Below are 12760 nucleotides of genomic sequence, written 5' to 3' on the forward strand. Positions count from 1 at the left end.
CAGGCCTGCGATTATCGCTGGGTCTGCCTTCTGTTTATAAATCCATATTGTTCTTATTTAAAAGCAGGCAACGCAATATCCGCATAATTATCTTCAAGGAATTTCTTCACTTCTGGTCCACTAATCCGTTTAGCTAGCTTCTGGATTGCATCAGAGTCCTTGTTGTCTTCACGCGCAACCAAGGTGATCGTGAATTCAGAATCTGCGCCTTCAGTAATCAGTGCATCTTTCTTCGGTGTCAATCCAAGCGGACTCGCATAAGCCGGAGTCATTGCCACTAGATCTCCATCATCCAGCATACGCGCCAACATTAATAGATCTACTTCCTCAAACTTAAAGTTTTTTGGATTCTCAGTAATGTCTGCTTGTGTAGCCTTAATGCCTACGCCTTCTTTTAGCTTAATCAAATCGGCTGCAGCAAACATTTGTAAAGAACGGCCGATATTTGAAGGGTCATTAGCCATTACAAGTGTTGCTCCTTCAGGAAGATCCGCAACATTCTTGTAACGCTTGGAGTATCCACCGTAAATAGCGTCATAGACAGGCTGTACCTCTACCAGATTGGAGCCTTTGCTCTCGTTAAATTGCTTCATATAAGGAACGTGTTGGAAAAAGTTAGCGTCTACCTCTTTATTCGCCAAAGCCTCATTAGGCTGCACATTGTCAGACAGCACAACGATTTCAAGATCAATACCATCTTCCTTCAAAAGCGGTTTCACAATATCCAGAATTTCCGTCATAGGTGGAATCAAAGTAGCAATCTTTAATTTGGTTAGCTCATCGCTGCCTTTTGCAGAATTGTTCTCTGCTGCTTTATTAGAGCCACAACCCGCTACGACCAATACCATTAACATAAGCACAAGTATCATTGATTTTTTCATTACTACTACTAACCCCCAGTTTATATAGTTAACCATTTTGTATTACAAATATTTGATGTACAGGATCAACGCTTATCTAACAGCCGTGAGATCGTCCCTCCAGTGAATTGCACCAACTGAACCAATACAATCATCACAATAATCGCATAGATCATCACTTCAGTCTCAAAACGCTGATATCCATAACGGATGGCAAAATCGCCAACCCCGCCCCCTCCAACAACCCCCATTACGGTCGAGTAAGAGATAAAACTAATGGTAGAGGTAGTAAGTCCGAGCACTAGACCCGAACGAGCCTCTACATACAGGAATTTAAAGATCAACCCAAGCTTCGAGGCTCCCATAGACAACGCCGCTTCTATGACTCCTTTAGGAACCTCCAGCAAAGATTGCTCTACCAGACGAGAGTAATAAGCAATGGCAACAATGGATAACGGAACCGTAGCTGCCATTGTTCCAATCGCAGTTCCGACAAGGAATCGAGTGACCGGAATGAGTGCAACGACAAGCAACAGGAATGGAAACGAACGGATAATATTTACGATGCTGTTGAGCACCAGTGACAATGTTTTATTCTCATAGAGCTGCCCTTTTCGGCAAAAAAACAACAACGTCCCGAGCGGAAGCCCCAGCAGCAGTGCTGCTCCAACAGAAATACCGACCATTATAAAAGTTTCCCCGATCGATTCCCACATCTGTGCCTGATATTGAAGTACACTATCAAACATGAGTTTCCCCCGCTTTACCCAGAATTTGATCCCGATAAGAACCAGTACGGACTGCAGCAGGTCGGAAATCACCATCTTGGCGAGAGAAGGAATCTACGATTCGCCCCTTTTCCATCACCGATACGTGAGTGCATAAGCTTTTGACAACATCCATCTCATGCGTAACAATCACTACCGTAACCCCAAGGCCCCCATTAATATCCTTCAGGACATCCAGAATATCCGCAGTTGTTCCTGGATCTAGTGAAGATGTTGGTTCGTCACATAGCAATAGTCCTGGACTGTTCGAAAGCGCCCGGGCGATCGCCACCCGTTGTCGTTGTCCTCCACTTAGCTGTGCAGGATATTGCTCTGCCTTATCAGCCAATCCGACAAAATCGAGACATTCCTTCACCCGCTTCATCCGTTCACGCTTCGGCACCCCTGCCAATTCCAGTGGGATCGAAATATTGCGGCTTACCGTGACGTTATTGACCAGATTAAATTGCTGAAAAATCATCCCAATCTTTTCCCTAGCTTTCCGTAGCTGTTTACTCGGCATTTCGGTTAAATTATGCCCATCTACGGTGACTGTCCCTTGATCCGGCTTTTCCAGCAGATTAATCAATCGCAGCAGTGTGGATTTCCCTGCTCCGCTTTCACCAATAACCCCGTGAATTGATCCTTTCTTCACATCAAGCGATACATCATCCACCGCCTGATACATGCCGTCCTTCAGCTTGAATCCTTTGCTCACCCGACTCAGCGATAGGATCGCAAACTCCCCCTTCCTTTCCATTTATTCTGAAACCTTCTAAGAAAAGGTTTGTACTATAATTATTGAAAAACTGTTTTATTAAAAATCTCTTTAAATAATAAGGTATTTTATGTTCTGTGTCACCATTTTTATTTAAATGGTATATCAGAAAATAAGATTAACGCATAAAAGCCCTTTATACCGGACTATTTTTACTTGTTTATCTCTCAATAAATGACTGAACTTAATCCCACTTTAAATCAGGATTCTCCTGTTACCTAACTCCTAAACCCCTGTTACATCTATTTCAAGAACTAGATCGCCACGCACAAAAAAGGATGTCTAAGCCAGGTAGCTTAAGACATCCCTTAATTCTTTTCATATTCCTTGATTTAAGACTTTCCGTCAAGCTCCCCACGAATCTTCAAGAACACCTGATAGCTGCGCTCCGCACATTCCGAAATCGCTATCGGATGGAACCCGGGCAGATCCGCATATAGCGTATCATGAAGCGGTTCAATCCATGAAGCCGGCAACACACTTGCTCCTAGCTTTGCTCCCATAATAGAGCCGACAGTAGCCCCGTTACAGTCTGTGTCCATTCCTCCGTATACGGAAGTAACGACCGCTTTTTCGAAATCATTTCCGCCATAGACCAGCGAAGCAGCTACAAGAGCAGCATTATTATTGGTGTGCACCGCATCATAATGGCTGAATGTATCCCAAATCTTACTTACCAACTCCCGCTCACTTTTGGCCTTCTGCGCGATATCTATACCTCGTAGAACGTCACTTGCCAGACGACTGGTACTAGGGATTTCGCTGAGACCAATCTCCAGGATACGCTCGTTATTTTGTTCAGCAAAAGCCGCCGATATCATCGCCGCATTAAACATTTCACCATAAATTCCGTTCTTCACATGTGAAAAAGAAGCGTCGCGCCAGCCTAACTCTGCCGCAAGCTCAGGATAGCCAGCCGCACCATAAGCCAGTCCATCTGCGCGTATAGCCGCACCGATCCACTCCCGGTACGGATTTAAGTGCATCCGCACTCTTTCCTGCCGCACCAGCCAATCCGCAGGCTTCTCCCCATGCAGATGAGACGTCTCCTGTGCAAAATTCATATACGACTGTGTTTCCGCCGTACATACCTGAGCGTATGTCAGATGTTTATGCCAAAGCTTTCCGATATCCCAAGAATCCCAGTCCAGCCCCTTCTGCTCCAGCAGCATAAGACCCAGAACCGTGTAACGAATATCATCATCGCTCTCCATAAACTTAATAGTCTCTTGGGTACTAGCATAAGTCCAATCGCTTAAGCCAAGGCCATATTCCGCCTCTGCCCGCGAATGCCCAGGTGTATAGCCAGTAATTGGCCATGCATCCGCACCACGGAACCACAGCTCAATATTCTCCCAGCCCGGACGTCCATCTTTACCGTATAGGTAGTCCCAATACTCCAATGGTTTTCCGAGTGCACACCCAACGCTTCTACCCAGCCAAGCCCCATAGAACTTGTCTCTCCACTCCGCTTCGCTCCATTCCGCATGCAGCTTGCGTGGACCTTCTGGACGTAGACGATGAATCTCCTCTAGTGAGGATGGCTCTTCATAAGGAAAGTCCTCGGCAATCGTGAGCTCCATCAACTCGTTGTAAACTTGCATCAGCTTGATCTCATCGTCACCTGCAGCAGCTAGTTTATCTGCGAAGCCATCGATCTTGCAGCCTTCTTCGCCACGTTGAACCAATTCAAACTGAACCGTCTCCTGAAGTCTCTCCCATCCTGCCATAGGTTAGTTCCCTTCAGCCGCAAGCAGCTCTTGATCTAGCTTTTCCAGTGAATCAAAAATCAACTTCATAAATGCTTCCCGGTCTACTCCCACCAGGACTTCTACATTCGCTGGGCGATCCGTTTTCTTTCTTTTGTCTGCAACCGTCATTCCCCGCGTCAGCTTACCTTCTGTCTCCACCGTTACATATAGATGCTCGGATTCAAACATTTCTGGATGCAAGAGCCAAGCTACGGCGCATGGATCATGCAGTGCACTGCCGACATAGCCCATTTTCTTCCCGTAAATCGAATAGAAATCTAGCAGCTCTCCAACCATAGTTGACACAGGGCCCCGCTCTTTCAATGCTAGAATCTCTTCTTCGAAAATAGCTGCCTTATCCGTCACATCCAGACCACTCATCGTAATCGGAATACCCGACTCAAACACGATACGAGCGGCTTCAGGATCTACATAGATATTAAACTCCGCAGTAGAGGTTACATTCCCATAAGAAATGCCACCGCCCATCAGCGAGATCTTTTCAATTCTATCCTTAATCTCTGGATAAGCTGTGATTAACAGCGCAATATTCGTTAAAGGTGCCATCGGTACAAGTGTAATCTTCTCCTCTGAGGAACGGATGATATTCAGCATAAATTCTACAGCGCCTTCTTCTACAGGCCGGAATTTACTTAGTGGCAATAGCGGGCCGTCCATGCCAGATTCGCCATGCGCTTCCTCTCCAGTAACAAGCTTACCGAACAATGGACCCGCAGCCCCTTTAGCTACAGGAATGTCAGCATTCACAAAGCTGATCACCTTAAGGGCGTTATCCGTGATTTTATCTAGAATCTGGTTTCCACCAACCGTTGTAATCCCGGAAAGATCCAGCTTTTCTCGGTTTGCTATTGCAAGTAGTATAGCTATTGCGTCATCATGCCCTGGGTCGCAGTCAATAATAATAGGTGTTCGCATAGTCATTCACTCCTTAGTTGTATAGATCTTCTTTACTCTTATCGCTATTTCACTAGCGGACTTTTGAGCTTTTTGTTCTTTTTCCGTGTCTCAGATACCGCATAGATCACAAGTCCAATTACCGTTGCTACATAAGGAAGCGTCGCGATCAGTTCTGCAGGAATCTTCAGGACCTGTAGCGCATTCGATAACGCGTCTGCCGTACCAAATAATAGAGAGGTCAGCGCCGTACCCACTGTTGTACTTCTACCCATAGACTCTGCGGCAATCGCAATCCAGCCCCGACCAGCGATCATATCGCGAGTGAACAGTGACAGGTACCCCATCGACATGTAAGCCCCACCTAGACCAGCGAAAAATCCACTAAGCAGCAAAGCCATATACTGTATTATCACAACACTTACACCCACAGATTGAGCCGCATGTGGATTTTCACCCACTGAACGAATGCGCAGACCAAGCGGTGTACGGTTTAAGAGATAGTAGACGACAAACACTGCAATGATAGATACATACGTCAAAATGTGATGTCCTGATAGAATAGGCCCCAGCACCGGAATATCCTTCAGCAAAGGAATCTCTACACTAGGTAGCACTTTACTCGCCAGAGATGTAGAAGATCCCTTGTCTCCACTCAGCAGATAAAGAATAAACACGGTTCCCCCCGAAGCGAACATATTTATAGCTACGCCGCCGAGAATGATATGTGTTTTAAATTTCAATGTGAAAAAAGCTAATATACCAGCGATCAATGTTCCAGACATCACAGCTCCAAGTAAACCTACCCACGCGCTATGTGTGTAGCTGCTTACAATGACACCGGCTAACGCTGCGACAAGCATGATGCCTTCCATACCGATGTTAATGATACCAGCCCTATTAGAGATTAACGCTCCCAGTGCGGCAAATAGAATCGGTGTCGTCACTCGAAGAACAGAAAACGCAAAGTCAGTCGTAAAAATCACATCAAATAAGCTGTTCACGCTTCCTTCGCCTCCTTCAAGAGCATCCGATTTTTCCAGAACTTCAGGAATTGCTCAGCCGAAATCAAAAGAATGATAATCGCCTGTATGATAGAAATCATCTCTGAAGGTACATCAGATAGACGCGCCATCATGTCGGCACCGATCCGGATATACGCAAGAAATAATGCAGCGCCGATTACAGATATCGGATTATTCTTGGCTAACATCGCTACAAGCGCACCATCTAAGCCATAACCTGGTAACGAAGTCCATTGGAACCGGTTGTACATCCCTAACACTTCTACGGAACCACCCATCCCCGCGATAAAACCAGCAATCAAGTGAACCAGTATAATAACCTTCGCCGTCTTCATACCTGAATAACGAGCAAAGTTCCGGTTGATGCCTGTCATTCGCAGCTCGTATCCCCACTTAGTCTTGTATAGGAACAGATGCGCTGCAATAATAAGCACGATAACGATGAGAAGTCCGGTATGAATACGTGTGCCAGGTACCATCTTGCTCAGCAGTGCCGTTTTCTCGAATTTGTAGGATACATTGGCGAACGCTTTGGCATCACGTAAGTGATAGTTCAGTAGATATAAACCTACTCCAAACAAAATATTATTGAACATCAAGGATGTAACCAGCTCATTGGCATTCCATTTGGCTTTGAGGATCCCGGGGATTGCGGAGAGCAACGCGCCTACAATAGAACCCGCAGCAATGGCTACTATCGGATGCAGCCAGCCGTCCAACGTTAAATGAATAGCCAACACGGAAGTTACAACACCGGAGAAATAGAAAATCCCTTCAGCTCCCAAGTTGAACATATTTGCCCGGAACAATAAGGAAACTGCTAGCCCAGTGAACATGAGCGGAATGGCCATCTCAATCACATTACCAATATGACCTTTACTGGATAGCGGCTCAAATAGGAAGATACCAATCGTCTTCACCGGCTGATTACTGACCAATGAGATGATCAGAAAAGCAATAGCGAGTGCAATTACGATTACTGCCGATGTTCGAATGTATTCAAAATATTTTACTTTAAACATGATTTACGGCCCTCCTGATTTGCTCCTCGTCCTGTCGATGAATCCCTAGCATATAAAGACCTAACTCTTCTTCACTAACCTTAGATGGCTCCTCGAAAAAGGCAACGATCTTTCCTTCATACATCACTAGTAGGCTATCGCTGATCTCTAAGATCTCATTTAAGTCTGCTGACACTAGCAAAATCGCGCAATCGTCTGAGCGTAGCTCCAACAGCTTCTGATGTATAAACTGCGCCGCGCCTATATCCACGCCCCGTGTCGGCTGCTCTGCAATAAGCAGTTGCGGTTCAGTAGAACACTCTCTTGCCACTACTACTTTCTGCATGTTACCACCTGATAACATTCCTATTGGCTGAGAAGGTCCCGAGCAGCGGACTTTAAATTCCTCCACAAGAGATACTGCAAGCTTGGCAATTCGTGATCCGTTTAAAAAAGGACCTTTATTCATAGCTTTTGTACGATACTGAGTGGAAAGCAGATTATCCGCTATGCTTGCATCACTGGCTATCCCTTGATGCATCCGATCCTCTGGGATATAGGAAACGCCTAGCCTACGAATATCCAAAATATCCGATTCACGAATATCCTTTCCCTTCATTAGCACAGAGCCCTGGCTTGAGACCCCTCTTAGGCTACCCGTAAGAGCCTCAATGAGCTGTGTCTGCCCATTTCCTTCTACGCCAGCAATCCCGACAATCTGTCCCCCGCGTACCGCAAAGTTGATATCTGATAGCAACGCTTTGCCATGTGCATCATTTACACCTAGGCCCTGTACAGTAAGTACCGGCTCGCCAATAGACAGAATCTCCTTGTCATATTTCAACACGACATCTCTGCCCACCATAAGCCGCGAAATTTCCTGCTCCGTGACATCCTTCGTTTGGAAGACCCCTTCACTGCGTCCACTACGCATAATCGTAATTCTGTCGCAGATCGCTTTAACTTCCTTTAATTTGTGCGAAATAAAGACGATTGTATGGCCCTGCTCTCTTAACTGTTTAAGCTCTCGGAACAATTCCTCTGTTTCCTGTGGGGTCAACACCGCGGTCGGCTCATCCAGAACGAGGATTTTCGCTCCACGTAGCAGCGCCTTCAGAATCTCAACCTTTTGCTTCATACCAACCGTGAGATCCTCCACTTTTGCTTTTGGATCCACCGCCAGATTGTATTTCTTCGCAGTCTCTTCGGTCATGCGTACAGCTTCTGCATAATTGATGCCAACGCCCTTACGTGGCTCCATACCCAGCACCATGTTCTCTGCTACCGTAAAAGAAGGGACCAGCATAAAATGCTGGTGAACCATACCAATCCCTCTATCAATGGCATCCTGAGCAGATTGCAGCTTCACTTTTTCATCCTTGATAAAGATATCACCTTCACTAGGTTCTTCCATACCGAACATGATCTTCATTAAAGTTGATTTACCCGCGCCGTTCTCGCCAGCAATCGCATGAATTTCTCCCTCACGTAAAGAAAAATGCACGTCTTTATTTGCAACGACGCCATTGGGATACACCTTGGTAATTCCCCGCATTTCCAACAGAGCTTTGTTCATAGGTCTCAACGCCTTTCGACTTGGAGGTCTGCAAAAATATACAGCTGGAATTCTTCTGAAAGAAGAATCTCCAACTGTAGGCTTATCACTATATAGCTATACTTAAGGCTTAACAGCGTTACGAATGGCTTCTACTTCTGAAGTTTCCATTCCCATCGCGTTATCTACTGTAATTTCTTTGTTGGTCAGCTTTTGCTTCACTTCTTCAACTTTAGCCTGAAGATCTGCAGGGAAGATATTTTTATAGATATCATTTTCTGCAATGCCCACGCCATCATCTACAAAGCTCAACACATCACGTTTACCCATCTCAAGTGTACCGTCTTGTAATCTCTTCACAGCACCCAGAATAGCACTATCAATCTTTTTAATAGAAGAAGTAACGATCAAGTTTGCTTTTTCGCTATCTGTTTCGTTAAGCAACATTGCCTGATCGGAATCTACACCGATAGCATATTTTTTCTTCTCCTTAGCTGCGTCAAAGATCCCAAGACCTGTACCCCCAGCCACGTTAAAAATAACATCCACACCGGAGTTATATTGAATCAGCGAAAGCTCCTTACCCTTAGCAGGGTTAACGAAATCACCAGCATACGATACAGCGACCTTTACATCAGGGTCAACATATTGAGCGCCCTGAATGTAGCCTACCAAGAAAGCGTTAATTCCTGGAATGTCCATGCCGCCTACAAAACCGATCACATTCTCAGGATTAGCATTTGCCATATCCGATTGTGTAGCTAGCGCCGCTACAGCACCTGCTAGAAAAGATACTTCATTTGTCGCATAAGACATGTTGTACATATTCTCTGGTGCTTCGTCTATGTCGGTATCATAGTTAATGAACTTTTTGTCAGGATATAATTCAGCTGTTGCATTAAACATCTCTGTAATTTCCGACCCGCCAGAAATAATAACATCCCAGTCCTCCGCGGCGATATCGTTAAACGTAGGCTCCCATTTCGTTTTATCGACACCCATTTCTACAACCTTTGTTTCTGCACCCAGTTCATCCTTAACCTTTTGCAAACCGCTATTTGCAGAGTCAAAGAATGATTTATCCCCAAGCGTTCCTGGAATCAATAGAACGACTTTGAGTTTATCTCCTGAATCTGTTTCTCCACCTTCAGCTGCATTAGATCCTGCATTTGCGGAAGATCCATTACTAGACGTATTATTTCCACAGGCTGTGACCATAACCATTACTACTAGTAACAACAAAGAGAGAACTTTCTTTTTCATTTTTCTATTCCACCCCTATTTATAGTTGGTTAGTAATTTGAGAGGTTCTCCATCTTATTCCGTTGTATATTTCACGATTTAGATGGAAACTCTCATATTGCATGTTACATTGTTAAAAATTTAATGTTTTTAACGAATACACTCTAAAATAGAGATAAAATTATCATTTTTACGAATAATCCGACTAATTTCCGAACGAGATGGCCAGTCAGGTTGCTAATCTTCGGATTTCTTGATACGATCATATCAAATATTCATGAAAATAATTATATGATTTCGGTCATAATTTTGTACGATTCGGCTAAAACATAAATATTGGAGGCTCATCATGGATCGTGTACTATATATTGTAAATGCAGCACATGAGGTTAATACCTATATTCCACCACACCAGCATGAATGCTATGAACTAGTCTATTATTTAAACGGATTAGGAACTACCAATGTAGGTTCGCGAAGTTATCATTTTCGTTCATCATCATTCGCGCTCATACCACCCAATCATAAGCATGACGAGAATCATCGTGAGGATGCTACTATACTATTTGTAGGCTTCCATTCAAATCACCCAAATATGGAGAATTTGCAAGGCGTATATGAAGATGATAAAGACCATACTGTTCTACAGATCTTGCTTCGAATGAAAGCAGAGTTTACGCGCAAGCAAGATGGATTCTCTGAACTATTGAACCTGCAGATGAGCGAAATCACTGTTCATCTGATCCGGCTTCTAAGTGCCTCTGGTTTCCAGTCTCCAACGGAAGACAGAGTTCAATATGTTCTAAACTATATGAATGAGCATTACCGCCATAAGCTATCGGTCGCAACACTCTCTGAGATGTCTGGATACAGCTATGATCGTTTCCGCCATTTATTTAAAGAACGATTCGGCTCTTCACCTCTGCGCTATCTGCTATTGAAACGTCTGGATTATGCGAAGTCTCTCTTACAACATACCCAAATGCATATATCTGAAGTATCCGCAGCTGCTGGGTTTGTGAATGACGCCCAATTCTGCAATATGTTTAAACGTGAAGTTGGTCTCACACCGCGAGCATTCCGACTAAGCAGTCACTAAATCTCCACTCCATATAAAAAAGCCGTTGAATAGAGATCTCCTCTACTTCAACGGCTTATAATTGAAAGTCCAAAGGCATAAAGAAAAAAGGTTTGAAAAATTGCTTATACAAGCGACTTTACAAACCTTTTTGATATACCGGCGAGAGGACTCGAACCTCCACGGTTTCCCTCTCGATTTTGAGTCGAGCGCGTCTGCCATTCCGCCACGCCGGCACATATAAAATTAATGGAGGCGCCACCCAGATTTGAACTGGGGATAAAGCTTTTGCAGAGCTTTGCCTTACCACTTGGCTATGGCGCCATGAAAATATGGAGCGGACGACGGGAATCGAACCCGCGACCCTCGCCTTGGCAAGGCGATGCTCTACCGCTGAGCCACGTCCGCATAAAATGGCTGGGGATATAGGATTTGAACCTATGCATGACGGAGTCAAAGTCCGTTGCCTTACCGCTTGGCTAATCCCCAATAACATTTTAAAGTAAAATGGGGCGACTGATGGGTCTCGAACCCACGAATGCCGGAACCACAATCCGGTGCGTTAACCCCTTCGCCACAGTCGCCATATGATACTGAATTTAGTTGCCACTCTTCTTTGTTAAAGTAAATGGGGCGACCGATGGGTCTCGAACCCACGAATGCCGGAACCACAATCCGGTGCGTTAACCCCTTCGCCACGATCGCCATATTAAACTTTAGAAAGAATTTGGCAGGGGCAGCAGGAATTGAACCCACACCAACGGTTTTGGAGACCGTTGTTCTACCTTTAAACTATGCCCCTAAAACTGGTGGGGGATGATGGATTCGAACCACCGAACACGTACGTGAGCAGATTTACAGTCTGATGCGTTTGGCCACTTCGCTAATCCCCCAAGGATGGTGCCGGCGAGAGGACTTGAACCCCCAACCTACTGATTACAAGTCAGTTGCTCTACCAATTGAGCTACACCGGCAGGCACTCATTCTTTTATAAAAATCATGGTGGCTCGAGACGGATTCGAACCGCCGACACGAGGATTTTCAGTCCTCTGCTCTACCGACTGAGCTATCGAGCCAAGGTAAAAATGGCGGAACCGACGAGATTCGAACTCGCGATCTCCTGCGTGACAGGCAGGCATGTTAGGCCAACTACACCACGGTTCCAAAAGATATAATTGCTTGATGAAAATTGGTTGCGGGGGCAGGATTTGAACCTGCGGCCTTCGGGTTATGAGCCCGACGAGCTACCGGGCTGCTCCACCCCGCGTCGTTCTTAAATGAATATGGTGGAGGCTGAGGGGATCGAACCCCCGACCCTCTGCTTGTAAGGCAGATGCTCTCCCAGCTGAGCTAAGCCTCCGTAAACAACAATGGTTATTGTACCAAACTCCACTATGTAAAATCAAGTGAAAATTTGGTGACCCGTATGGGATTCGAACCCATGTTACCTCCGTGAAAGGGAGGTGTCTTAACCCCTTGACCAACGGGCCATACTAATTAAAAATTTGTGGCGGAGAGAGAGGGATTCGAACCCTCGAGACGCTTGTGGCGCCTACACGATTTCCAATCGTGCTCCTTCGGCCAAACTCGGACACCTCTCCATATGGCTCCCCGAACAGGACTCGAACCTGTGACAACTCGATTAACAGTCGAGTGCTCTACCAACTGAGCTATCAGGGAATATTCATACCAGGCTTAATCGCCTGAAAACTGAATCCGAATTGAATTTGCGTTTTAAATATAGGATAAGCCCTCGACCGATTAGTATTGGTCAGCTCCATGCATTAC

At 45.3% G+C, this 12760-nt stretch carries 10 protein-coding genes and 16 tRNA genes; 1 reads left to right on the plus strand and 25 read right to left on the minus strand.

All coding sequences use genetic code 11. From position 1 onward, the window contains the following. Positions 1-53: 53 nt before the first annotated feature. From UQ64_RS22415 to UQ64_RS22455, 9 genes are all read right to left on the minus strand, one after another. Positions 54-881, minus strand: a complete 828-nt coding sequence (locus UQ64_RS22415; protein ID WP_060625649.1) for a MetQ/NlpA family ABC transporter substrate-binding protein — start codon at positions 879-881, stop codon at positions 54-56. Positions 882-946: 65 nt separating this feature from the next. Continuing rightward, on the minus strand, positions 947-1609 hold the full coding sequence (locus UQ64_RS22420; protein ID WP_060625650.1) for a methionine ABC transporter permease: 663 nt from the start codon (positions 1607-1609) through the stop codon (positions 947-949). Beyond that, complete coding sequence (locus UQ64_RS22425) at positions 1602-2363, minus strand: methionine ABC transporter ATP-binding protein (RefSeq protein ID WP_082651274.1); 762 nt, start codon at positions 2361-2363, stop codon at positions 1602-1604. The genes UQ64_RS22420 and UQ64_RS22425 overlap by 8 nt, the downstream gene beginning before the upstream one ends. Before the next feature lie 374 nt (positions 2364-2737). Beyond that, complete coding sequence (locus UQ64_RS22430) at positions 2738-4135, minus strand: ADP-ribosylglycohydrolase family protein (RefSeq protein ID WP_060625652.1); 1398 nt, start codon at positions 4133-4135, stop codon at positions 2738-2740. A 3-nt stretch (positions 4136-4138) separates the two neighbouring features. Continuing rightward, a complete protein-coding gene (locus UQ64_RS22435) occupies positions 4139-5092 on the minus strand; it encodes a nucleoside hydrolase (protein WP_060625653.1) in 954 nt (317 codons plus the stop codon). Positions 5093-5136: 44 nt separating this feature from the next. Continuing rightward, entirely contained in the window at positions 5137-6075 is a 939-nt protein-coding gene (locus UQ64_RS22440; protein WP_060625654.1) for an ABC transporter permease, read from the minus strand. Further along, complete coding sequence (locus UQ64_RS22445) at positions 6072-7118, minus strand: ABC transporter permease (RefSeq protein ID WP_060625655.1); 1047 nt, start codon at positions 7116-7118, stop codon at positions 6072-6074. The genes UQ64_RS22440 and UQ64_RS22445 overlap by 4 nt, the downstream gene beginning before the upstream one ends. Next, entirely contained in the window at positions 7111-8673 is a 1563-nt protein-coding gene (locus tag UQ64_RS22450; protein ID WP_060625656.1) for an ABC transporter ATP-binding protein, read from the minus strand. Before UQ64_RS22450 ends, UQ64_RS22445 begins: the two co-directional genes overlap by 8 nt. Before the next feature lie 102 nt (positions 8674-8775). Beyond that, complete coding sequence (locus tag UQ64_RS22455; RefSeq protein ID WP_060625657.1) at positions 8776-9915, minus strand: BMP family ABC transporter substrate-binding protein; 1140 nt, start codon at positions 9913-9915, stop codon at positions 8776-8778. A gap of 328 nt (positions 9916-10243) precedes the next feature. Between UQ64_RS22455 and UQ64_RS22460 the strand changes: the two genes are divergently transcribed. Then, on the plus strand, positions 10244-10993 hold the full coding sequence (locus tag UQ64_RS22460) for an AraC family transcriptional regulator (protein ID WP_060625658.1): 750 nt from the start codon (positions 10244-10246) through the stop codon (positions 10991-10993). Between the two features lie 136 nt (positions 10994-11129). Here UQ64_RS22460 and UQ64_RS22465 read toward each other — a convergent pair. From UQ64_RS22465 to UQ64_RS22540, 16 genes are all read right to left on the minus strand, one after another. Beyond that, positions 11130-11208, minus strand: a tRNA-Leu gene (locus UQ64_RS22465). A 14-nt stretch (positions 11209-11222) separates the two neighbouring features. Beyond that, positions 11223-11296 (minus strand) — tRNA-Cys (locus UQ64_RS22470). Between the two features lie 9 nt (positions 11297-11305). Beyond that, a tRNA-Gly gene (locus tag UQ64_RS22475) sits at positions 11306-11380 on the minus strand. Positions 11381-11386: 6 nt separating this feature from the next. Continuing rightward, positions 11387-11461: transfer RNA gene (locus tag UQ64_RS22480), tRNA-Gln, on the minus strand. A gap of 19 nt (positions 11462-11480) precedes the next feature. After that, positions 11481-11556: transfer RNA gene (locus UQ64_RS22485), tRNA-His, on the minus strand. Positions 11557-11601: 45 nt separating this feature from the next. Next, positions 11602-11677, minus strand: a tRNA-His gene (locus UQ64_RS22490). 23 nt (positions 11678-11700) lie between these two features. Then, positions 11701-11774 (minus strand) — tRNA-Trp (locus tag UQ64_RS22495). A gap of 5 nt (positions 11775-11779) precedes the next feature. After that, positions 11780-11865 (minus strand) — tRNA-Tyr (locus UQ64_RS22500). Between the two features lie 5 nt (positions 11866-11870). Next, positions 11871-11946 (minus strand) — tRNA-Thr (locus UQ64_RS22505). A 26-nt stretch (positions 11947-11972) separates the two neighbouring features. Further along, positions 11973-12048, minus strand: a tRNA-Phe gene (locus tag UQ64_RS22510). 10 nt (positions 12049-12058) lie between these two features. Continuing rightward, positions 12059-12136, minus strand: a tRNA-Asp gene (locus tag UQ64_RS22515). A gap of 26 nt (positions 12137-12162) precedes the next feature. Beyond that, positions 12163-12239: transfer RNA gene (locus UQ64_RS22520), tRNA-Met, on the minus strand. Positions 12240-12256: 17 nt separating this feature from the next. Then, positions 12257-12332, minus strand: a tRNA-Val gene (locus tag UQ64_RS22525). Positions 12333-12387: 55 nt separating this feature from the next. Then, positions 12388-12462 (minus strand) — tRNA-Glu (locus UQ64_RS22530). Positions 12463-12480: 18 nt separating this feature from the next. Then, positions 12481-12573: transfer RNA gene (locus UQ64_RS22535), tRNA-Ser, on the minus strand. Between the two features lie 3 nt (positions 12574-12576). Continuing rightward, positions 12577-12652: transfer RNA gene (locus UQ64_RS22540), tRNA-Asn, on the minus strand. Between the last annotated feature and the right edge of the window lie 108 nt (positions 12653-12760).

This window comes from Paenibacillus etheri (assembly GCF_001012825.1).
Taxonomy (GTDB): domain Bacteria; phylum Bacillota; class Bacilli; order Paenibacillales; family Paenibacillaceae; genus Paenibacillus_AQ; species Paenibacillus_AQ etheri.

Bases quoted from the DNA above. Each gene is read 5' to 3' on its own strand.
- UQ64_RS22460 (WP_060625658.1), top strand. From the start codon at position 10,244: ATGGATCGTGTACTATATATTGTAAATGCAGCACATGAGGTTAATACC.
- UQ64_RS22415 (WP_060625649.1), bottom strand. From the start codon at position 881: ATGAAAAAATCAATGATACTTGTGCTTATGTTAATGGTATTGGTCGTA.
- UQ64_RS22430 (WP_060625652.1), bottom strand. From the start codon at position 4,135: ATGGCAGGATGGGAGAGACTTCAGGAGACGGTTCAGTTTGAATTGGTT.
- UQ64_RS22455 (WP_060625657.1), bottom strand. From the start codon at position 9,915: ATGAAAAAGAAAGTTCTCTCTTTGTTGTTACTAGTAGTAATGGTTATG.
- UQ64_RS22445 (WP_060625655.1), bottom strand. From the start codon at position 7,118: ATGTTTAAAGTAAAATATTTTGAATACATTCGAACATCGGCAGTAATC.
- UQ64_RS22450 (WP_060625656.1), bottom strand. From the start codon at position 8,673: ATGAACAAAGCTCTGTTGGAAATGCGGGGAATTACCAAGGTGTATCCC.
- UQ64_RS22435 (WP_060625653.1), bottom strand. From the start codon at position 5,092: ATGCGAACACCTATTATTATTGACTGCGACCCAGGGCATGATGACGCA.
- UQ64_RS22420 (WP_060625650.1), bottom strand. From the start codon at position 1,609: ATGTTTGATAGTGTACTTCAATATCAGGCACAGATGTGGGAATCGATC.